Raw genomic sequence first — 20,779 nt, 5'->3', positions numbered from 1 at the left:
ATCAGCTCGCCAGCAACATGCGATCGGTCTTGACGGAAAAATGGCCGATCAGATCTGCAACCGTGACCGCCGATTTCTCCTCGCCGGTGACTTCCAGCCTGACCCGGCCCGCGTCGAGCATGATCACCCGGCTGCCATGGTCGACGGCATGTTGCATATTGTGGGTCACCATCAGCGTGGTCAGTTTCAGCGCATTGACGGCGCGCACCGTCGCCTGCATGACGATTTCGGCCGTGCGCGGGTCGAGCGCTGCCGTATGCTCGTCGAGCAGCAGCAGGTCCGGCGATCCGCCAACCGCCATGATCAGCGACAGCGACTGCCTCTGCCCGCCCGAAAGCAGGTCGACGCGTGTGTCCAGGCGGTTTTCAAGGCCGAGACCCAGTATGGACAAGCGCTCCTTGTAGGACGCAAGCCGGGTGGCGTTCAGCCCTTGCCGCAAGCCGCGTTTGTGGCCGCGAAGGTCAGCCAACAACATGTTCTCCGCCACGGTCATGCTGGCGGCTGTGCCGCGCATCGGATCCTGGAAGACGCGCGCCAATTTTGCCGCGCGCTTGTGCACCGGCATGTTTGTCACATCGGTGCCGTTGATCAGGATCCTGCCGGAATCGAGGATGAGAGCTCCGGAAATGGCGTTGAGCATGCTGCTCTTGCCGGCCCCATTGGAGCCGATGACGATACCGAACTCGCCCGTGGCCAACGACAGGTTGAGGCCGTCCAGCGCGACCTTCTCGTCGGCCTGGCCCTTGTAGAACACTTTGCGCGCGGATCGGATCTCGAGCATCGTTCCTCCCACAACTGAAGGGTGACGGCGCCGACGCCGTCACCGCTGCAGCCCAACGTCAGTCGACGATGCAGCCGCAATCGGCCATCGAAGCGGGTATCTCGATGCCGAACGCGGCCATCGCCTTGCGGGAGATCGTTGCCATGTGGTCCTTGTAAGCCGGGCGCGACGGCGCGATCGTCTTCGGATCCTTGCCCTTAAGGATTTCGGCGGCGATGTTGCCGGCATTGACGCCAACCTGCGTGTAGTTGACCGCGAAGCTTGCCGGTACGGTGCCGTTGCGGACCGCGCTGTCATCGGAGTTGACGACCGGGATTCCAGCCTGACGAGCGGCTGCGGAGACAGCGGCGATCGCCGGCTGGATCAGGTTCGAGGCCGGGCCGTAGATCACGTCGGCCTTGCCGGCGAGCGAAGCGATGCGTTGCTGAATGTCATTGACGTTGTCGATGCCGACCTCCACGACCTCGAAGCCGGCCGCGGGTGCCGCCGCCTTGATCTTTTCGATCAGGGCAACGTCATTGGCTTCGCCTGGATTGTAGGGCACGCCAAAGCGCTTGGCGTTCGGCAGCAGCTTCTTGGTGAAGGCCATCACCGCGGCGACATCCTGCAGATCGCTGGCGCCGGTCATGCCTTCGTCTCCGGAGTCCCATGACGGCACCAGCTTGGCCGCGACCGGATCGGTGACCGCGGCAAAGACGATCGGAATGTCGGACCCTGCGAGCGCCTTCTTGGCGATCTGCGAGACCGGCGTGGTGATGGTGTAAATCAGCTTGGGCTGCTCTGCCTGCAGCTTGGCGATCATCTGCGGCACCAGCGATGCGTCGAAATTGGTATGGCTCTCGGTGTAGACGACGTCCTTGCCCTCGACGAAGCCGTTGTCCGTCAGCGCCTTCTTGAAACCGGCTATGGCGGCATTCAACTGAGGATGCTCTCCGAAATTGGCTATGCCGATACGAATCTGATCAGCCGCGGCGCTGCCGGCGCTGACCATCAAGGCGCCTGCCAGGGCCAATCCTGACAGCCATTTCGACTTCAACATCATTTCCTCCCAGATTTGATTAGCGCCGCTTAAAGACGGCACATCAGGCGATCATGGTCAGTCCGCCGGTCCATGTCAAACATTATATATAATTCTTGCCATGCACCGCCATGATATATAATTTTCCGAGCCTGACGATGGACGGACTGCGATGCAGGATCAGAATAGTTCCACAAAGACGGAGGCGGCCTATCAGCTGCTGCGGCGCGATATTCTGACGACGCGCCTCATGCCGGGTGCGCCGCTCAAGTTGAGTGCGCTGCGCGGCACATATGGCGTCGGCTGGACGCCGCTGCGTGAAGCATTGTCTCGGCTTGAAGCCGAGCGCCTTGTCACTGCCATCAGCAATCGCGGCTTTGCCGTCGCTCCCGTGTCGCGGGCCGAACTCGAGGACCTGGCGCGCGCGCGGATGGTTGTCGAGATGCCCCTGTTCCTGGAATCGATGGAAAAAGGCGACAGGCAATGGGAAGATGCCGTTGTCACCGCTCATTACCGGCTCTCTCGCTGCAAGACCGCGGTTGACGACCCCTCGGATGCGGCCGTCGATCAATGGGACGAAAGCCACGAGGCCTTTCACGCGGCGCTGCTGAGTGCTGCGACGTCCAACTGGCTGCTGCGATTCCGCTCGACGATCGCGGATCAGCTGCGGCGACATCATCGTTTTCTCGGCCTGGCGCCGACTTTGCGGGCAGCGGCCGGCCTCAAGCATGGCTATGGAGAGGCCATGGACGCACTGCGCGAGGCGATCGCGATCGAGCATCACACCGCGATCATGGAGGCGGCGCTCGATCGTGATGTCGAGCGGGCAAAGGCATTGATGACGGCGCATATCGGCTACACGCTGCACGTCTATGTTCACAGCGAAGACAGCAGCGCCAACAACTACACCGCACGCGCCGGCAGCCTGAAAGCGGTTTCCGGATGATTTCGGCGCTTCCGCGCCGTCCGACGCTTACACACGGATCCATCCCCCAAGCGAGCTGGCGAACGTTGGCGTTTTGGTTTCGTTTCGTTCCGCTGGGATGACACTGGGCGACTCCATAAATCCGCCCCGTGCGCCTTTCAAACGACTGAAGCCAAACCTCAACAAGGGGTGGGCCACAGGCCATTAACCAAAACGATTTCAATGCGTGTGTCCGGGGCAGAAATCGTCGGTAAGCGTCGGTTGCCGTTTGTTGCCGGCGGCAAAAATTTCGAACCCCTTAACAAATTCACTAAACTTTAAACGGTTGCGGAACACAACTGGAACAGATAGTGTTTGTTCTGGGTTTGTTTTTCGATTCCGATTCAGACCCTTCGTTCAATGCCTTGGGGGCCGCCATGCTGACGCGCAAGCAACATGAACTGCTGATGTTCATTCATGAACGGCTCAAGGAAAGCGGCATCCCGCCTTCCTTCGACGAGATGAAAGAGGCTCTTGATCTTGCCTCCAAGTCGGGGATCCACCGCCTGATCACGGCGCTGGAGGAACGTGGCTTTATTCGGAGACTGCCCAACAGGGCGCGCGCACTGGAGGTGCTGCGGTTGCCGGATTCGATCGCGCCCGGCCTCAACGCGGCAAAAAAATTTTCGCCAAGTGTCATCCAGGGCAGCCTCGGTCAGGGCAACCTTGGTCGCCAGATCAAGCCGGCGCCGTCGCGCTTGCCCGCGGCCGGCAATGACGACGATGCGGTTCCCGCGGTCTCGATCCCGGTGATGGGCCGTATCGCCGCCGGTGTGCCGATCGATGCCATCCAGCATCAGACGCATTCCATCTCGGTCCCGCCTGACATGATCATGGGCGGCGAGCACTATGCGCTGGAGGTCAAGGGCGACTCGATGATCGAGGCCGGGATCTTCGATGGCGACACGGTCATCATCCGCAACGCCGATACAGCGAGCCCGGGCGAGATCGTCGTGGCGCTGGTCGACGAAGAGGAAGCGACCCTGAAACGGTTCCGCCGCAAGGGAGCTTCGATTGCCCTTGAAGCCGCCAACCCGGCCTACGAGACCCGCATTTTCGGGCCGGACAGGGTCAAGGTGCAAGGCAAACTCGTCGGGCTGATCAGGCGCTACTGAGCAGGCACTGGCGCGCTGGTATTGTCAGGCTTTTTATAGGGCGGCAGGCCCCTCGCCTCGCGCGAGAATTTGCGCTGTTCATGCCAGGGACGGTATGGCCTGTCGACGGCGAAGCTGACGATTGGTGGGCCAGTCGCCGATTGGCGGTCGAAGAAGACCGCAGCACTCCCTTTGCGAGCGAGTTGCCGTTTGGTGACGACGAGAACCAGCGGGTTATGGCAGGCGTCATAGCCAGTCGCGTCGTTGACGACGATCACGTCGGCGAAACCGCAGGCTTTCCAGGTATCCTTGCGGTCTTCGACATGCGCGATAATCGCTCCGGACGGGTGCCTGGCGAGGCAGACGCCGTCGGTGCAGTAGAACGGTGCCCCCGGCGGCAGGTTTACGGCATCGGCAATGGCGAACTGCCCGTCTGTCTTGTTGAACACCTCCGGCACGACGATGCTTTCGGATACCAATGCACGTTTCCAGTTGTCGACGGTGAATTCGTTCGGGCGTGCCCGGCTGACCGCGAGTTCGCCACCGCCGATCGGCACCGCGACCAGCCGGGCATCTTCCGAGATCAGCACATCGGGCGTGCGCGTATCCGACACAGTCAACAGGCCGGCAAGCGCGAACGGGAGTGCGGCGAGCCGCAGCCATGTCGTCGCCATCGTCGCGATGACCAGGGCGACCGTCACCAGCAGCACGGATTGCTGGGAAATCAGCCCGACCGCATCGACAGGAGAGCGTTCCGATATCCACGCCGATATGGCGATCATTGCCGTCAGGCCCTTGCCCATCAGGTAAAGGGATGGCGCATCCAAGCCGAACGGCATGAGCAACGCGCTGGCGACGGCCAGGAACATCACGACCGAAACGATCGGCATGACGGCCAGATTGGCGAACAAGCTGAGCGGCGATACACGCTGGAAATGCCAAATGGCAAACAGCGCCGTGGCGCTGCCGGCAATAATGGATGTCATTGCCACGCCTCCTGTGAGCGCGACGAGTTTGCCCATGAGAAAACCGGCCGGTGTTCGTCTGGGCGGAGGCGTTCTGATCTTCCTCGCGCGATAATCCGCCCAACCGGCATAGGCGCCGACCAGGGCAGCGGTCGCGGCGAACGACATCTGGAAACTCGGTCCGACCACTTCATGCGGCGAGACCAGGATAACGGCGACCGCCGAGATCGCCAGATTGCGCATGGTCAGAGCCGCGCGATCGAACAGAACCGCGATCAGCATCACCGCCAGCATGATGAAGCTGCGTTCGGCGGCAACGACGATGCCCGAAATGACGAGATAGGCAGCGATCGAGAACAGCGCTGCGGCGGCCGCGTATTTCTTCACCGGCCTTCGTGCGGAAGAATCTGGAAACAGCGCGAAGGCGCCGCGCAGCAGACCCATGACCGTGCCGGCGACCAGCGCCATATGCAGTCCGGAAATGGATATGATGTGATAGATGCCGGTTCGCCGCATCGCCTCGTTGATTTCGTCGGGAATGCCGGCGCGCACGCCGACGATCAGTGCCGCTGCGATCTCGCCCTCGGCGCCGCCGACGATACCTGTGATGCGGCCAGCGATGGATTGGCGGGCATTTTCCACCGCAGAGGACAGGCGAGCCGAAAGCGGCATGTCATCGTCCTCGGCTGTGACAATCCTGGGATTGCCGAGAAAAAACCCGCTGCCGCCGATGCCGGCGAAATAGCTGTCGAAGGAGAAATCATAGCTGTCCGGCCGCACCGGACCGGTCGGCGGCAAGAGTTTGGCATAGCCTGATATCAACGAGCCGGCGGTCAATTCCCGCGGTATCTTGCGTGCCGAAAGCCGGACCCTTTCCGGCGCATAGCGCAGTTTCGGCCGGGCGGTGGACGTCACGTCAATGGTCAGCCGGATGCGGCCGGTCTCCATCCGATCGAGCGAGACGACGCGACCCGTCACTTCAGTCGAAATCTCCGAGCCCAGCATTCGTGTTCCGGCCCGCCATGTTTCGACCTTCGCCGCGAGCAGGCCCAGCGCGCACAGCAGCATCGCCGTGAAACACAGATGGGTTTTTGGCCAGGAACGCGACGCAAGCGCACAGAGCGCCGTCAGCACGACGACCGCTACAGGCTTGGCAAAATCAGGCTCCGCCGCCAGCGAATAGTAGCCGATCGCTCCGGCGGCCAGACAGACCGGCACCAGCAGAAAGGCGATGCCCCGGTCAAGTTCCAGTTCCGCCGCCTTGGCCACGCCATGGCGCAGGCGAGGCAATGATGTCAGGCCGAATTGCCGGCGCACGCGCGCAATCCTGCCTGCGGCAGGCGATAGACTTGGTGCAGGGATATCCGCCTGCGGCGGCCGGGTGCCCGGCGCGGGCACGAGGGGCGTAGGTGATGGCAACGGGATAGCCGGATGCGTTGCAAACAAGGACCGTTCGCTGACGCCAGCAACAGCGTCCTCGCCCTGATCCGAGCCCCGGCCTCGTCCAGCCATCGGGTCTGCCCCTTGCACCCCTGTCGCCCTATGGTACATGAACCCGCGACGCGCGAAAGTCCGCGCAACCCAACCCCGCTTCAGATGGTTTCCAAGAATTTCATGTCCGACAAGGTCGTCACCCGTTTTGCCCCCTCGCCCACCGGCTATCTGCACATCGGCGGCGCCCGCACGGCGCTGTTCAACTGGCTCTATGCCAAACACACTGGCGGTACGATGCTGCTGCGCATCGAGGACACCGATCGCGAGCGTTCGACCGATGCGGCGACGGCCGCCATCCTGGACGGACTCTCCTGGCTCGGTCTTGGCTGGGACGGCGACGCTGTCTCCCAATTCGAGCGCGCGCCGCGGCATCGCGAGGTGGCCGAGGAACTCGTGCGCCTGGGCAAGGCCTACTACAGCTACGAGACGCCTGCCGAACTGGAGGCGATGCGCGAGGCAGCGCGTGCCAAGGGCCTGCCGCCACGCTACAACGGCCAGTGGCGTGATCGTGATCCGTCCGAGGCGCCTCCCGGCGTCAAGGGCGCAATCCGCATCAAGGCGCCAACCGAGGGCGAGACGGTGGTGCACGACCGTGTCCAGGGCGAGGTGCGATTCCCCAACAAGGATCTCGACGATTTCATCATTCTGCGTTCGGACGGCAACCCGACCTACATGCACGCCGTCGTCGTCGACGACCATGACATGGGCGTAACGCATATCATTCGGGGCGACGATCACCTGACCAATGCGGCCCGCCAGACGGTGATCTACAAGGCCATGGGCTGGGACGTGCCATCGATGTCGCACATCCCGCTGATCCACGGCGCCGACGGTGCCAAGCTGTCGAAGCGCCATGGCGCGCTCGGCGTCGAAGCCTATCGCGCCATGGGGTATCTGCCGGAGGCGCTGCTCAATTACCTGGCGCGCCTCGGCTGGAGCCATGGCGACGACGAGATCATGTCGATCAAGGACATGATCTCCTGGTTCGACATCGGCGACGTCAACAAGGGCGCCGCCCGTTTCGATTTCGCCAAGCTGGATGCGCTGAACGGCGTCCATATGCGCCGCATGAGCGACGCCGAACTGTTCGACATCTTCATCGCCGCCCTGCCCTATCTCGAGGGCGGCCCGGCGATGGCCGCGCGCCTCAACGAGCATAACAAGGCGCAATTGCTGGCGGCCCTTCCGGGCCTGAAGGAGCGCGCCAAGACGCTGGTAGAACTCGTCAATGGCGCCGCTTACCTGTTTGCGGAGCGGCCGCTGCCGGTCGACGACAAGGCGGCGCTGCTGCTCAACGACGATTCCCGCAAGATCCTGCGCGGCGCCCACGAAGCCTTGAATGCGCTTCCGGGGGACTGGACGGCTGCCGCTGCGGAGGCCGCGATCCGCGACTATGCGCTGGCTGGAGGCCACAAGCTGGGCGCCGTGGCACAGCCCTTGCGCGCCGCCCTGACCGGCAAAAGCACCTCGCCCGGCGTGTTCGACGTACTGGCCGTGCTGGGGCGTGAGGAAAGCCTGGGTCGCATAGCGGATCAAATCGATTAGGAGCAAACTGGCCCAAAAAGATTGGCATTGAAAGGCGGGTTTCGCAGTGCAACATTAGGCCTTGGCCCAATCTGGCACGCACCTCCTAAAATGCGGTGGCGAATACGCGCATTGCAGTGATTTCGACGTGTCGCTTCGCAGAAATTTGCCTTTGCCGGCATGATGAAACGAGAAGGAGTTTGCAATGACCGAAGCTGCGACAAAACTGGAATTTGGCGGCAAGACCCAGGAGGCCACGGCCAAGTTGGAGCTCGGCGGCAAGACTCATGAGTTCAAGGTGCGAAGTGGCTCCGTCGGCCCCGACGTCATCGACATTGCCACGCTTTACAGCACAACCGGCGCCTTCACCTACGATCCCGGCTTCACCTCGACCGCGAGTTGCGAATCGGAGATCACCTTCATCGACGGCGATGCGGGCATTCTCCTGCATCGCGGCTACCCGATCGACCAGTTGGCGGAACACGGCGACTTCCTGGAAGTCTGCTACCTGCTGCTCTACGGCGAACTGCCCACCAAGGCGCAGAAGGACGATTTCGATTACCGCGTGACACGCCACACAATGGTGCACGAGCAGATGTCGCGCTTCTTCACCGGCTTCCGTCGCGACGCGCACCCGATGGCGGTGATGTGCGGCGTGGTCGGCGCGCTGTCGGCCTTCTATCACGACTCCACCGACATCTCTGACCCCTACCAGCGCATGGTCGCTTCCATGCGGCTGATCGCCAAGATGCCGACCATCGCGGCCATGGCCTATAAATATCATATCGGCCAGCCGTTCATTTACCCGAAGAACGATCTCGGTTTCGCGGCAAACTTCCTGCATATGTGCTTCGCCGTGCCGTGCGAGGAGTACAAGATCAACCCGGTGCTGGCGCGCGCCATGGAGCGCATCTTCATCCTGCACGCCGATCACGAGCAGAACGCCTCGACCTCCACGGTTCGCCTCGCCGGCTCTTCGGGCGCCAACCCGTTTGCGTGCATCGCCGCTGGCATTGCCTGCCTGTGGGGCCCGGCGCATGGCGGCGCCAATGAAGCGGCGCTCAACATGCTGGGCGAGATCGGCCATGTCGACCACATCCCGGAGTTCATCGCCCGCGCCAAGGACAAGAACGACCCGTTTCGGCTGATGGGCTTCGGCCATCGCGTCTACAAGAATTACGATCCGCGCGCCAAGATCATGCAGAAAACGGCGCACGAGGTTTTGGGCGAGCTCGGCATCAAGGACGATCCGCTGCTCGACATCGCCATGGAACTGGAAAAGATCGCGCTGACCGATCCTTATTTCATCGAGAAGAAGCTCTACCCGAATGTCGACTTCTATTCCGGCATCACGCTGAAGGCGCTGGGCTTCCCCACCACCATGTTCACGGTGCTGTTCGCGGTCGCCCGCACTGTCGGCTGGATCGCGCAATGGAAAGAGATGATCGAGGATCCGCGCCAGAAGATCGGCCGCCCGCGCCAGCTCTATACCGGCGCGCCGGAGCGCGATTACGTGCCGATCGCCAAGCGGTAAAAAGGATATCGCCAAGCGGTAAAATGGATAGGGAGTAGTCAGTAGTGAAGAGGATCATCTACTCACCACTCACTCGCTTCCTCACGCACTCCATCACCACCTGCGCCGCGATCTCACCGGACGGCCTGTCCGTCGCCATGCGCCGTGCGATCTCGGCAAACCCATCTTTCTGCCAGGCGCGGATGCCGGTGTCGGTCAACAACCCTTCCAACTGGCGCGCCAGATTGTTCGGTTTGACGTACTCGTTGTAGAACTCCGGGATCAGCGCGCGATCCGAGATCAGGTTGGGCAGCAGCGCCGACCAGACGGTAACGAGATACGGCGCGACGACGCGCGCGACAGGGTCGAGGCGGTAGCAGGAGACCATCGGCACACCGGACAACGCCAGTTCCAGGGAGACCGTGCCGGACGCGATCAACGCCGCGTCGGCCTTGCCGAAGGCCTGCCATTTACGCTCGGGCTCGAGGATGATCTCGGGTTTCTCGTCCCAGCGCGTGACAGCGGAACGGACGGTGTCCGCGACATGGGGCACCGTCGGCAACATCAGCCGAAGGCGGTGTCCGCGTGCCCGCAGCATCGACACGGTCTCGCCAAACGGCTCCAGCAGTCGCCGCACCTCGCCGCGCCGCGAGCCGGGCAGGACAAGCAGCGTCTTCACGCGGTCCGGCGAAAGGTCGCGCGGCTGCCCCTGAGCCTTCGCCGCCGAGAGAACACCCGCGTCATGGGCGAGACGGTGCCCGACATAGGTGCCGGGCGGGCCGCCAAGCCTGGCGAGTTCCTTCACTTCGAACGGCAGGATGCACAATATGTGATCGACATAGGGCTTCATCGCCACCGCCCTGCCCGGCCGCCACGCCCAGACGCTCGGGCAGACATAGTGGACGATCGGGGTCGACGGGTTGGCCGCGCGTACCTTCCTGGCAACGCGCAGCGAAAAGTCCGGACTGTCGATCGTGATCAGGCAATCCGGCTTCGCGTCCGCGATCATCCCGGCCATCTGGCCGATCCGCCGCATCAGGCGCGGCAGATCGCGCAGGACGGCACTGAAACCCATCAGCGCGACCTCGCCGGCATCGAAGGGCGAAACCAGCCCTAGCCCCTGCAAATGGCGACCGCCAAGGCCGACGAGTTGCACCTCGCGGCCTGTCAATGCCTTCAGCGAACGCACGATGTCGGCGCCCAGCAGATCGCCGGATTCTTCACCGGCCACGATTGCGATCTTCAACGCCTTGTCAGCCATGTGGCGACTCCGTTGCTGGCAGGCCGACGATGAACAGGCCGAGCGCGTTCGCGCGCGCAAGCGTCACCGGACCTTCGAGGATCAGCGAACGTCCAGCCTCGACCGCGATGCCGGCAAGCCCGGCCGCATGCGCCGCCTCGACCGTCTGTGGTCCGATCGACGGCAGGTCGGCGCGCAATTCCTGGCCAGGTTTGGCACACTTGACCAGAACCCCACGGGTCTTGCCGGCAAGCCGGCCATGGCCGCGCAGCTCTCGTGTTCTTTCGAGCAGGCCGTGCGTACCTTCGATGCCTTCGAGCGCGATCGCCCTGCCACCGATGGCAATTGCCGCCTGGCCGATATCGAGTGCGCCGATGGCCTTGGCTGCCTGCCTCGCCGCTTCGATGTCACGCCAGTCCGATTGCTTCGGTGCCGTGGCGGTCAGCGTGCCTTCGGCGGCGGCGAGTTCGGGAACGACCTGATGCGCGCCGATCACCTTGATGCCCCGCCTTTCCAGACCGCGTGTCACGACCTTCAGCAGGCCGTCATCGCCACGCGCCAGCGCCATGATCACCGAGGGCAAAATCGCCAGCAGGCCAAGGCTCAGGCGAATCCTGGCCAATTGCGGCCTTCGTTTGATTTCGCCGGCCAGAACCAGATGCGTGATTCCATATCGCTTCAGCGTCGGTACCAGGGAGCCGATCTGCTCCAGGGCCAGGCTGTCATGCTCGTATAGACGCAGGTCCCGCTCGCGATCAGCTTCGCCTTCCATCAACAGGACGAAAGGCGGATACCCTCGTGTGGCCAAGCCTTGCGCGACTTCGACCGGAAGACTGCCGCCGCCGGCGATGATGCCAACCCTGGCATCAGGCGGGAGATCAAGACCGCTTGCCGCTGTCTTAGTCTTCATCGTCGGCATCGTCGTCATCGCCACCCTTGAGCGATGGCACCGCATAGTGCCGCTTGCCGCGACTGGTGATGAAATCGATGATCTTCATCGCGGTTGGGGACGAAGCGAACTCTGCTTTCGCGAACTCGATGTTTTCGCCAACGGTTCGGGAACGGTCGAAGATCGTCTTGTAAGCTTTCCGCAGCAAATGGATTTCGGACCTTGGCAGGCCGGAACGCTTCAGGCCGATAATGTTGAGGCCGCGCAGGCTGGCGCGGTTGCCAACGGCGATGGCGTAAGGAATGACATCGCCCACGATCGCGGAGCAACCGCCCAGAAACGCGTTATCGCCAACGCGCACGAACTGATGGACGGCGGTCAGGCCGCCAATGTAGACACTGTTACCGATCTCGCAGTGGCCGCCCAGCGTCGCTCCATTGGCGAAGGTGGCGTTGTTGCCGACCACGCAATCATGGGCGATATGGGCATAGGCGAGGAAGTTGCCATTGTCGCCCACCGTCGTCTCGCCGCGGCTGGTGTCGGTGCCGACATGCATGGTGACGCCTTCGCGGATGGTGCAGTTGGCGCCGATAACCAGCGTGGTGCGTCCGCCCTTGTGCTTGGTGTTCTGCGGTGGCCCACCCAGTATCGCCATCGGGTAGACCTTGGTCGAGGAACCGATGGTGGTCGCGCCCATCACCGAGACATGGCTGACCAATTCGACATCATCACCGATCACGGCCTCGGCGCTGACGTGGCAAAACGGCCCTATACGCACACCCTGGCCAATCTGAGCGCCTTCCTCCACGACGGAGGAAGGATGGATTGAAGTCATGATTTTCATAAGCATTCGATCGTCAGTCGCCGGTGACCATCATGGCTGAAATCTCGGCCTCGGCCGCCTTGGTGCCCTCGACCATGGCTTCACAGGCGAATTTGAGCAGGTTGCCGCGCTTCTTGATTTTCTTGACGTGGATCTTCAACTGGTCGCCGGGAACGACCGGTTTGCGGAATTTGGCGTTGTCGATGGTCAGGAAATAGACCAGCGATGGCTTCGACGCCCCAAGGCTGCGGATGCAGATGGCGCCGGCCGTCTGCGCCATTGCCTCGACAATCAGCACGCCCGGCATCACCGGCTGCTCGGGGAAATGGCCCTGAAAATGCGGCTCGTTGATGGTGACGTTCTTGATGCCGATGGCGGATTCATCGCCATCGATGTCGACGATGCGGTCGATCATCAGGAATGGATAACGATGCGGCAGAAGCTTCATCAGCCCCATTATGTCGACCGCTTCCAGCGTCGTCGCCGCCACCATGTCAGCCATTGTCCTTGCCCTGCTTGCGTGCCCTGGCCATCGTGCGCAACATGGCTATCTCTCGCATCGCTTCCGCCATCGGCTGCGCCGGATAGCCGCCCCAGATCTCGCCGGCAGGAACATTGCTCATAAATCCACTTCTGGCGGCAAGCTTGGCTCCCGTGCCGATGGTCAGATGATCCGCAAGTCCGACGCCGCCGCCCATGGTGACATTGTCACCCACGACCACGGAACCGGAAATACCTGAAAGCCCGGCGACTATGCAATTGCGACCGATGCGGACGTTATGGGCGATCTGCACGAGATTGTCGATCTTGGTGCCCTGACCGATAATCGTATCCGACATGGCGCCGCGATCGACAGTGGAATTGGAGCCGATCTCGACATCGTCCTGGATGACCACCCGACCGATCTGGGGAACACGTTCCGGCCCCTTGGCGCCGCCGACGAAGCCAAAGCCATCCTGGCCGATCCTGGCCCCGCCATGGATGATGACCCGGTTGCCGATCAGCGCATATTGGATACTCGCGCCCGGGCCAACATAGCCGTTACGTCCGATCTGGCAGGACTGCCCGATGACGGCATTGGGCGCGATCACGGTGCCGCTGCCGATCGAGACGCCCGGCCCAACGACCGCGCCGGCCTCGATGATCACGCCGGCTTCGACATGCGCGGTTGGATCGACATGGGCATGCGGCGAAACGCCGGTTTCGCCGGTCATTGGCCCTGGCGTGGCGGCCGTGGGGAACAGCAGTCGCCCGACCAGCGCGAATGCCTGCTGCGGTCGCGGGTGGATCAGCACAGCGATGCCGACCGGCGCCTTGTTGGCGAATTCGGCTGGACATAGCACCGCCGCGGCCCGCAGCGATGGCATCAGCGCGGAATTACGCCTGCCGTCCACGAAGACGAGCGCATTCGCTCCGCCCTCGCTGGCTGGTGCCAGTGCTTCGATCGAAACATCGGATTGGCCGGAATCGACAAGCACCGAGCCGGTCAGATTCGCGACTTCGGCCGCCGTATACCGGCGTGATGGCGCGAAGAACACCGGATCGGTCATTCCAGAAGCTATATCCAGCTAGGTCGGAACATTTCTCCCGGATCCGAAAAATCCGGGAGCATCGTTAGCCGCCGATCAGAAGCGGGTCGATATGCCGAAGTTGAATTCCTGCACATCGTCGGTCGCTTCCTTCTTGACCGGGATCGCATAGTCGATACGGATCGGGCCGAACGGCGAAGCCCACATCACGCCGACACCCACCGAAGCGCGCAATTTCATACCAGTAGAATCTGGATTGACCAAGCCGGATGCGAGCTTGCTGCCATAAAGCGTCGCCGCGTCCGCAAACACTGCACCACGCAGGCCGAAGCTCTCGGGAATGACCGGAAGCGGGAACTGGGCCTCGGTCGACGCGTTGAAGTAGGTCGTCCCTCCTACATGGTCGCCGCTGGTTCCGGAAGCGACCGGCCCGATGCCGCCATAGGCGAAGCCCCGGATCATGCGATCGGTGCTTTGGAAGTGGTCGAAAATGCGCAGATCGCCGCCACCGTAACTCTCAACATGACCAGCGCCACCCGAAACCAGGCCTACGAGGTCGAGTTGCTCGGAAAGCGTCTGGTAGATGCTGCCGCGCCCCGTTATTTTCACGAACTTGGCATCGCCGCCCAGGCCCGCGACCTCCACCGTCGTGTTGGCGTAGATACCCTCATGCGGGTTCTTCATGTCGTCGATGGTGTTGTAGACCAGCCCCAGGCTGACCGACGACTTGATCCAGGGGCTTTGCTCAATGCCATCCAGAACGGCCTGGGAAATGTTACAGGTGCCGCTGGGATCTCCTGGACTGGTGGGACCGCAACTGTCATCCACCGAATATTTCTCTTGCGAGATGTTGTAGGCCAGCTGGGTCGTAATGCTGTTGGTGATCGGCAGGCCGAAGCGCACGGTCGCACCCGTGGTGTCGCTGTCGTAATTGCCGTTGTATTGCCGCGTCGACTTGTAGATGTCGAAGCCGGCGGCGATGCGCCGCCCGAGGAAATACGGCTCGGTGAACGAGAGGCTGTAGTCGCGCGAATGCCTGCCGCCACCCGCCGACAGCTTTATGTACTGGCCACGGCCGAGGAAGTTGCGCTCGGTGATCGATCCTTCGACCGACGGGCCGGCCGTGTCACCGCCAGTCGAATAACCGGCGCCAACCGAGAATTCGCCCGTCGATTTCTCGACCACGTCGACCACCAGCACAACCTGGTCGGGCTGCGAACCGGGCACTGTCGAGATTTCGACTTTGTCAAAATAATTCAGGTCTTCCAGGCGCTTCTTCGCCCGCTGGATGAGTACCTGGTTGAACGCATCGCCTTCGCTGACGTCAAACTCGCGGCGAATGACATAGTCCCGCGTGCGGTCGTTGCCGCGGATTTCGATGCGCTCGATATAGGCCTTGGTTCCTTGGTCGATCGTATAAACGACCGAAATCGTATGGTTCTCGAAGTTGCGGTCGCCGCGTGGCGTCACCTGCGCAAAGGCATAGCCCGAACCGGCCACCTTCTCGGTGAGCGCTACGATGGTGTCTTCGACGTCCTTGGCGTTGTAGACATCGCCCTTGTGGGTCTCGACCACCGATTCAAGCGCCTTCGAGTCCACTTCCGGGATGGTGCTTTCGACGCTGATATCGCCGAACGTGTAACGCTCGCCTTCCTGGACGGTGATAGTAACCGTGTACTTGTTCGTCGCGCTGTCGAGTTCGCCGACAGCGGACACGACCTGGAAATCGGCATAGCCGTGATTGTAATAGAAGCGGCGCAGCAGTTCCTGGTCGGCGCGCAGCTTGTCCTCGTCATAAACGTCGTCACGCAGGATGAACGAAACCCAGGACGAGCGCTTGGTGTTGATTACGTCCGACAGGCGGCGGCTCGAATAAGCGCTATTGCCGACAAAATTGATCGCCGCGATCTGCGTGCGGTCGCCTTCGGTGATGTGGAACACCACGTTCACGCGGTTGTCGCCGAGCTCCATGACCTGCGTGGTCACGCCGGCATCGTCACGGCCGATGCGCCTGTAGGCGGCCTTGACCGCCTCGACGTCCGAATCCAGCGTCGCCTGCGAGAAGGTGCCGCGCGGCTTCAGTTGGACCGCGGCCTGGAGTGCATTGTCCTTGAGCTTCTTGTTGCCCTGGAACAGCACCTGGTTGACGACCTTGTATTCGGAAACCTTGACCACCAGTGTCGAGCCGACTTGGTTGATCCGCACGTCCGAGAATAGCCCGGTGCCGAACAGCGCCTTGACCGCGGCGTCGATGTCGGAACTCGAGAAGGCCTTGCCCGGCTTGATGGTGATGTAATTGCGAATCGTATCGGCGTCGACACGCTGGTTGCCGCTGACCTCCACCCTGCTGACGACAGCGGCTTCAGCCGCCGATGTGGCAACGAATTGCACTGCGAGCGCGCCTGGCACAACCAAAGCGGCGGACAGTGCCGCCGCTGACGCGGCGTTCAAAAACTTGGATGCTGCCTTCATCGGGCTTAATAACCTTTTCTCGTAGTCCCCACGGCGAGAAAACCGGACGTGCGGTAATTTCCCCTACCGTATTAACCGGATTTTCCCTACACGCAAGGCTTCTGGTTAATTTGTATTTACTTAACCCTGCTGCGTGGCTTTCGCGTCACTCATATCCCCGTGCATGGTAAACGGCGTCTCAACATCGACCATGCCAAAGCCAAATTTCTTCATGATTTCAGCACCCAAACAGATCGTTCCAGAATACGAAACCCATGAAGCACAAGACCAGAAGCAGACCGGCCCGATAGGCCATTTCCATCATCCGTTCCGACACCGGCCGGCGGATGACGGCCTCCACCCCGTAGAACAAGAGATGGCCTCCGTCGAGGGGGGGAATCGGCAAAAGGTTTAGAATGCCTATCCCGACGGACAGCAGCGCGACAAGCTGCACCAGCCACTCGAAACCCAGCTTGGCCGCCCTGCCGGCCATGTCGGCGATCTTGACGGGACCACCCAATTGACACTTGTCCTCGCGTCCGACGGCGAAGCGCTGCAAAAACTGGCCCGTGCGCTCGATGACATGGCCTGTTTCCTCGACTGCCGCCGCAACCGCTCCCACCGGGGTGTAGGTGATGAGACGGGGCTGGCCGAGTTCCTTGTTGTTGACGACGCCGATCACCGCAACCTTGATCTTGTTGCCGAGCGCGTCTTCCTGCTCCATCAACTTCGGGGTCGCGGTCACCGTGACTTCCTTGCCGTCGCGCAGCATGACGAAGGTGATGGTGTCGCCGGCACGGCCCGAGACCAGCCGCTGCACGTCGCCGAAGGTCTCGACCTTGCTGCCATCAACGCTGACGAATCGGTCGCCGGGCATGATGCCGGCCTTCGCCGCCGGACTGTCGGCGGTAACTTCAGCCACCATGGGCTCCGCGACATAACGGCCATAAGCGGCAAACAGCACGGCAAAGACGACGATCGTCAGCAGGAAATTGAACAGAGGCCCGGCCGCCACCGTCGCCGCGCGCTTCCAGATCGCCTGGGTGTGGAAGGCAACCTTGCGCTCCTCGTCGGTCAGTGTTTCGAGTTCTTGCGATGTCGGCTGGCTGGAGGTGGCGCTCATGTCGCCGACAAATTTGACATAGCCGCCAAGCGGTATGGCGCAAAGCTTCCAGCGCGTGCCGTGCCTGTCGTTGAAGCCTATGAGTTCGGGACCGAAGCCGATCGAAAAGGCCCTGACGCCAATGCCGCACCAGCGGCCGACAAGGTAGTGGCCCATTTCGTGGACGAACACCACCACGGTCAGCACGAAGAGAAACGGCACGAGCGTGCCGAGGAAGAAACCTTCCGTACTGAAAATCGCGTGAAGAATCCCGTTCAAGTCATGCCCTCAAAATTCTTCCGCCGTTGAGGCGTGACTGTGACATCAATCCAGGCGAATCCAAGGCGTATCCGCACCAGATCGTGAAACGACAAGGTCAAATGGGAAACAGCCCCTGCGCCGGATGATCGGCGCCCGCCGCCATCCAGCCGATGACGTATAGGGCGAGAGCCGCCGCGACAAGCCCGTCGACGCGGTCCATGACGCCGCCATGGCCTGGAATGAGCACGCCCGAATCCTTGCGTCCGTGACGCCGTTTGACCCAGGATTCGAATAGGTCGCCGGCCTGGGCGACAATCGAAAGCACGAGCGCCACCACGCCAAGCAAGGCCAGATTGCCGGCACCGGCAATAGCGGCCAGAATGAGCCCGGCGACAACACCGCCAACCGCGCCGCCAAGCGCGCCGCTGCGCGTCTTGCCGGGTGATATTGACGGCGCCAATTTCGGACCGCCGACGGCGCGCCCGACGAAATAGGCAAAAATGTCGGTCGCCCAGACGACCGCGAACAGGAACAGGATGGCGACAAGACCCGAATGATCGCCATTGCGCAGCAAGGCAAGCGACAGGCCGGACACGCTGGCATAGGCAAGGCCGCTCGCCTCCCACTGCCCGGTCTCGCGAACCAGAGCGGCAATCGCTGTCACCGCAATCAGAAACAAGACGAGGGACAGCAGCCAGAATGCGGGAAGGCCGGCAATCAAGGCGCCGATGAAAACGACAGTCAGCATCTCGGGCAGGAAGCCGAGCCGCTTGGCCCCAGCGGGCCGCGACATGCGCGTCCACTCGTAAAAGATCATCGCCGACATGACGGCACACAGCAGCCGGAAAGGCAGGCCACCCAGCCAGGTCAGGCCAAGGGCAACGATGGCAAGCACGACCGCAGAAATGACGCGGAGCTGAAGATTGCTCATCCCGCGGCCGGTCGCGATGCGACGTCTTGCGGGTCCAGTCCGCCGAAACGGCGTTCGCGGCCGGCAAATTCGCGCAGGGCTTCTGCCAGGTGTTCGCGGCTGAAGTCCGGCCAGTAGCACGGCAGGAAGACGAGCTCGCTATAGGCAGCCTGCCATAGGAGGAAGTTGGAAAGGCGAAGCTCGCCGCTGGTGCGGATGACAAGTTCGGGATCGGGGATGCCCTGTGTGTCGAGAGAGGCGGCAAAGCTGTCGGCGGTGATCGCCTCGCTGTCCAACTCACCCCGCCCGACGGCTTCGGCGAGCTTGCGCGCCGTGCGCACGATCTCATCGCGTCCGCCATAGTTGAAGGCGATGACCAGCGTCAGTGACGTGTTCCGGATTGTCAGCGATTCGGCCTCTTCGAGCAGGCCTCTTATGTCCGGCTGCAGCCCTGCCCTGTCGCCGATGATCCTGACCCGCACGCCGCTCTGGTGCAGTTCGGCCAGATCCCGGCGGATGAACAGTTTCAACAACCCCATTAGGTCACTGACTTCGGACTTTGGCCGCGACCAGTTCTCCGACGAGAAGGCATAGACGGTCAGGAATGAGATGCCGAGAGCCGGTGCCGCGCGCACCGTCTTGCGTAGCGCCTCGACGCCGGCGCGATGACCCGCGAGCCTCGGCATGCCGCGCGCCTTGGCCCAGCGTCCATTTCCATCCATGATGATCGCGACATGCGCGGGCGTTGTCATGATCTCGCTTTCGGGTCAGCCGAAGCCCAACCCTAAACCTGCATGATTTCAGCTTCCTTGTCGGAAAGCAGATGATCGATGGTGCTGATCGTTTCATCGGTAAGCTTCTGGACCTGATCCGAACGCTTGCGATGATCGTCCTCGCTGATCGCGCCGTCCTTCTCGGCCTTCTTCAGGAAGTCCATGCCGTCGCGGCGCACATGGCGTGCAGCGACGCGGGCGTTCTCGGCATAGCCATGCGAGATCTTGACCAGTTCCTTGCGGCGCTGTTCGTTGAGCTCCGGCAGCGGAATCCTGAGATTGGTGCCGTCGACGATCGGGTTGAAGCCCAGATTGGATTCACGGATGGCGCGGTCGACCGCGCCGACCATCGATTTGTCCCAGATGGACACCGAGATCATACGTGGTTCCGGCACGGTGACGTTGGCCACCTGATTGATCGGCATGGTGGTGCCGTAGGCCTGAACCTGGATGGCATCGAGCAGATTGCTGGAGGCGCGACCGGTCCGCAGCGAAGCCAGATCATGTTTGAACGCGGCGATCGCCCCATCCATGCGCCTCTTGAGGTCGTCGTACTCACCACTCATCTTAGTCTCCTCGACCCGTCTGCCGCGGGTTCACTGCTTCGGGGCAACGCCCCATGTGCGAGCCTGATTCTCGAAAAGCCGGTTTCCCTTTTTAGGGATCAGGCCCGGATCAATCATCCGCGACGACCGTGCAGCGGCCGCCGCCCCTCAGAATATCGCCGAAACCACCTTTTTCGTGGATCGAATAGACGATTATCGGAATGTTGTTTTCGCGCGCAAGTGCAATCGCAGCCGTATCCATGATGGAAAGGCCGCGCTTTATGACTTCAGCGTGACTGATGCGCTCGAAACGCGTCGCATTCGGGTCCTTTTTCGGATCTGCCGAATAGACACCATCGACCTGCGTGCCCTTGAACAGTGCATCGGCACCGATTTCGGCGGCGCGAAGTGCCGCGGCCGAATCAGTGGTGAAGAACGGATTGCCGGTGCCACCGGCGAAGATCACCACCTTGCCCTGATTCATGTAGGCGGTCGCCTGGCGCTGCGAAAAGCTCTCGCACAGCTCGGGCATGGCGATCGCGGACAGCACGACGGCGTCGACACCGATCTTGTTCAGCGACGTGCGCAGCGCCAGCGAGTTGATGACCGTGGCCAGCATGCCCATGTGATCGCCGGTGACGCGATCTCCGCCCTTGGAGGCGACGGCCACACCTCGAAAGATATTGCCGCCGCCGATGACGACACCGACCTCGATGCCCAGCGCGCGGGCCTCCGCGATGTCGGCGGCAATGCGATCCACGACCGAAACGTCGATGCCGAAATGCTGCTCGCCCATCAACGCTTCACCCGAGGCTTTCAGCAAGACACGTCGGTAGAGGGGCTTCACCGTCATCTGGTTCCTCGAAAATCTCGGCGCGGCAGGTTCCGGAGGCGAAAGGCCCT

At 62.1% G+C, this 20,779-nt stretch carries 18 protein-coding genes; 4 read left to right on the top strand and 14 right to left on the bottom strand.

The genetic code is table 11. The features are described from left to right. Position 1 precedes the first annotated feature (1 nt). The gene (locus FJ548_RS06840) at positions 2–781 is read right to left on the bottom strand and encodes an ABC transporter ATP-binding protein (protein ID WP_140777464.1); all 780 of its coding nucleotides are present in this window, start codon (positions 779–781) and stop codon (positions 2–4) included. Between the two features lie 58 nt (positions 782–839). Further along, on the bottom strand, positions 840–1,820 hold the full coding sequence (locus tag FJ548_RS06835; protein WP_140606973.1) for an ABC transporter substrate-binding protein: 981 nt from the start codon (positions 1,818–1,820) through the stop codon (positions 840–842). Between the two features lie 151 nt (positions 1,821–1,971). Here FJ548_RS06835 and FJ548_RS06830 point away from each other — a divergent pair, with 151 nt between their 5' ends. Together FJ548_RS06830 and lexA are read left to right on the top strand one after the other, a co-directional pair. Further along, positions 1,972–2,745 carry a GntR family transcriptional regulator gene (locus tag FJ548_RS06830; RefSeq protein WP_140606974.1) on the top strand — a complete coding sequence of 258 codons (774 nt, stop codon included), beginning with the start codon at positions 1,972–1,974 and terminating at the stop codon, positions 2,743–2,745. 395 nt (positions 2,746–3,140) lie between these two features. Further along, positions 3,141–3,878: a transcriptional repressor LexA gene (gene lexA / locus FJ548_RS06825; RefSeq protein WP_140606975.1), complete on the top strand. Its 738-nt coding sequence runs from the start codon at positions 3,141–3,143 to the stop codon at positions 3,876–3,878. On the opposite strand, the gene FJ548_RS06820 is transcribed toward lexA, so the two are convergent. Next, a complete protein-coding gene (locus FJ548_RS06820) occupies positions 3,872–6,334 on the bottom strand; it encodes a ComEC/Rec2 family competence protein (RefSeq protein ID WP_140777462.1) in 2,463 nt (820 codons plus the stop codon). The genes lexA and FJ548_RS06820 overlap by 7 nt on opposite strands. Positions 6,335–6,436: 102 nt before the next feature. Here FJ548_RS06820 and gltX point away from each other — a divergent pair, with 102 nt between their 5' ends. Next, positions 6,437–7,861 carry a glutamate--tRNA ligase gene (gltX, locus tag FJ548_RS06815; protein ID WP_140606977.1) on the top strand — a complete coding sequence of 475 codons (1,425 nt, stop codon included), beginning with the start codon at positions 6,437–6,439 and terminating at the stop codon, positions 7,859–7,861. A 184-nt stretch (positions 7,862–8,045) separates the two neighbouring features. Further along, a complete protein-coding gene (gene gltA / locus FJ548_RS06810; protein WP_140606978.1) occupies positions 8,046–9,374 on the top strand; it encodes a citrate synthase in 1,329 nt (442 codons plus the stop codon). Positions 9,375–9,432: 58 nt separating this feature from the next. Here the strand turns inward: gltA and lpxB are convergent, their stop codons facing one another. The 11 genes from lpxB to pyrH all read right to left on the bottom strand — a co-directional run bounded on the left by lpxB (position 9,433) and on the right by pyrH (position 20,729). Next, the gene (gene lpxB, locus FJ548_RS06805; RefSeq protein ID WP_140777460.1) at positions 9,433–10,614 is read right to left on the bottom strand and encodes a lipid-A-disaccharide synthase; all 1,182 of its coding nucleotides are present in this window, start codon (positions 10,612–10,614) and stop codon (positions 9,433–9,435) included. Continuing rightward, positions 10,607–11,521, bottom strand: a complete 915-nt coding sequence (locus FJ548_RS06800) for an LpxI family protein (RefSeq protein ID WP_140777458.1) — start codon at positions 11,519–11,521, stop codon at positions 10,607–10,609. The genes lpxB and FJ548_RS06800 overlap by 8 nt, the downstream gene beginning before the upstream one ends. After that, positions 11,493–12,326, bottom strand: coding sequence for an acyl-ACP--UDP-N-acetylglucosamine O-acyltransferase (lpxA, locus tag FJ548_RS06795; protein ID WP_140693048.1), 834 nt, complete (start codon positions 12,324–12,326; stop codon positions 11,493–11,495). The genes FJ548_RS06800 and lpxA overlap by 29 nt, the downstream gene beginning before the upstream one ends. 13 nt (positions 12,327–12,339) lie before the next feature. Continuing rightward, positions 12,340–12,807: a 3-hydroxyacyl-ACP dehydratase FabZ gene (gene fabZ, locus FJ548_RS06790; RefSeq protein WP_140606981.1), complete on the bottom strand. Its 468-nt coding sequence runs from the start codon at positions 12,805–12,807 to the stop codon at positions 12,340–12,342. Continuing rightward, positions 12,800–13,855 carry a UDP-3-O-(3-hydroxymyristoyl)glucosamine N-acyltransferase gene (gene lpxD, locus FJ548_RS06785; protein WP_140606982.1) on the bottom strand — a complete coding sequence of 352 codons (1,056 nt, stop codon included), beginning with the start codon at positions 13,853–13,855 and terminating at the stop codon, positions 12,800–12,802. Before lpxD ends, fabZ begins: the two co-directional genes overlap by 8 nt. A gap of 75 nt (positions 13,856–13,930) precedes the next feature. Continuing rightward, positions 13,931–16,306: an outer membrane protein assembly factor BamA gene (gene bamA / locus FJ548_RS06780; RefSeq protein ID WP_140692869.1), complete on the bottom strand. Its 2,376-nt coding sequence runs from the start codon at positions 16,304–16,306 to the stop codon at positions 13,931–13,933. A gap of 217 nt (positions 16,307–16,523) precedes the next feature. Further along, on the bottom strand, positions 16,524–17,666 hold the full coding sequence (rseP, locus tag FJ548_RS06775; protein ID WP_140606984.1) for an RIP metalloprotease RseP: 1,143 nt from the start codon (positions 17,664–17,666) through the stop codon (positions 16,524–16,526). A gap of 97 nt (positions 17,667–17,763) precedes the next feature. Beyond that, a complete protein-coding gene (locus FJ548_RS06770; RefSeq protein WP_140606985.1) occupies positions 17,764–18,579 on the bottom strand; it encodes a phosphatidate cytidylyltransferase in 816 nt (271 codons plus the stop codon). Beyond that, positions 18,576–19,310 carry an isoprenyl transferase gene (locus FJ548_RS06765; RefSeq protein ID WP_140606986.1) on the bottom strand — a complete coding sequence of 245 codons (735 nt, stop codon included), beginning with the start codon at positions 19,308–19,310 and terminating at the stop codon, positions 18,576–18,578. The genes FJ548_RS06770 and FJ548_RS06765 overlap by 4 nt, the downstream gene beginning before the upstream one ends. Before the next feature lie 32 nt (positions 19,311–19,342). Next, positions 19,343–19,897: a ribosome recycling factor gene (frr, locus tag FJ548_RS06760; RefSeq protein WP_140606987.1), complete on the bottom strand. Its 555-nt coding sequence runs from the start codon at positions 19,895–19,897 to the stop codon at positions 19,343–19,345. A 109-nt stretch (positions 19,898–20,006) separates the two neighbouring features. Next, on the bottom strand, positions 20,007–20,729 hold the full coding sequence (gene pyrH, locus FJ548_RS06755; protein WP_140606988.1) for a UMP kinase: 723 nt from the start codon (positions 20,727–20,729) through the stop codon (positions 20,007–20,009). Positions 20,730–20,779: the final 50 nt, after the last annotated feature.

Source organism: Mesorhizobium sp. B2-4-17 (assembly GCF_006441275.1).
Taxonomy (GTDB): Bacteria; Pseudomonadota; Alphaproteobacteria; order Rhizobiales; family Rhizobiaceae; genus Mesorhizobium.
Note: the sequence above shows the minus strand (reverse complement) of the source record. Positions and strands in the feature narration are given on the sequence as shown.

Bases quoted from the DNA above. Each gene is read 5' to 3' on its own strand.
- FJ548_RS06830 (WP_140606974.1), top strand. From the start codon at position 1,972: ATGCAGGATCAGAATAGTTCCACAAAGACGGAGGCGGCCTATCAGCTG.
- frr (WP_140606987.1), bottom strand. From the start codon at position 19,897: ATGAGTGGTGAGTACGACGACCTCAAGAGGCGCATGGATGGGGCGATC.
- lpxB (WP_140777460.1), bottom strand. From the start codon at position 10,614: ATGGCTGACAAGGCGTTGAAGATCGCAATCGTGGCCGGTGAAGAATCC.
- FJ548_RS06770 (WP_140606985.1), bottom strand. From the start codon at position 18,579: ATGAGCAATCTTCAGCTCCGCGTCATTTCTGCGGTCGTGCTTGCCATC.
- FJ548_RS06765 (WP_140606986.1), bottom strand. From the start codon at position 19,310: ATGACAACGCCCGCGCATGTCGCGATCATCATGGATGGAAATGGACGC.
- FJ548_RS06840 (WP_140777464.1), bottom strand. From the start codon at position 781: ATGCTCGAGATCCGATCCGCGCGCAAAGTGTTCTACAAGGGCCAGGCC.
- FJ548_RS06835 (WP_140606973.1), bottom strand. From the start codon at position 1,820: ATGTTGAAGTCGAAATGGCTGTCAGGATTGGCCCTGGCAGGCGCCTTG.
- fabZ (WP_140606981.1), bottom strand. From the start codon at position 12,807: ATGGCTGACATGGTGGCGGCGACGACGCTGGAAGCGGTCGACATAATG.
- bamA (WP_140692869.1), bottom strand. From the start codon at position 16,306: ATGAAGGCAGCATCCAAGTTTTTGAACGCCGCGTCAGCGGCGGCACTG.
- gltX (WP_140606977.1), top strand. From the start codon at position 6,437: ATGTCCGACAAGGTCGTCACCCGTTTTGCCCCCTCGCCCACCGGCTAT.
- lexA (WP_140606975.1), top strand. From the start codon at position 3,141: ATGCTGACGCGCAAGCAACATGAACTGCTGATGTTCATTCATGAACGG.
- lpxA (WP_140693048.1), bottom strand. From the start codon at position 12,326: ATGAAAATCATGACTTCAATCCATCCTTCCTCCGTCGTGGAGGAAGGC.
- FJ548_RS06820 (WP_140777462.1), bottom strand. From the start codon at position 6,334: ATGGCTGGACGAGGCCGGGGCTCGGATCAGGGCGAGGACGCTGTTGCT.
- pyrH (WP_140606988.1), bottom strand. From the start codon at position 20,729: ATGACGGTGAAGCCCCTCTACCGACGTGTCTTGCTGAAAGCCTCGGGT.
- gltA (WP_140606978.1), top strand. From the start codon at position 8,046: ATGACCGAAGCTGCGACAAAACTGGAATTTGGCGGCAAGACCCAGGAG.
- lpxD (WP_140606982.1), bottom strand. From the start codon at position 13,855: ATGACCGATCCGGTGTTCTTCGCGCCATCACGCCGGTATACGGCGGCC.
- FJ548_RS06800 (WP_140777458.1), bottom strand. From the start codon at position 11,521: ATGACGACGATGCCGACGATGAAGACTAAGACAGCGGCAAGCGGTCTT.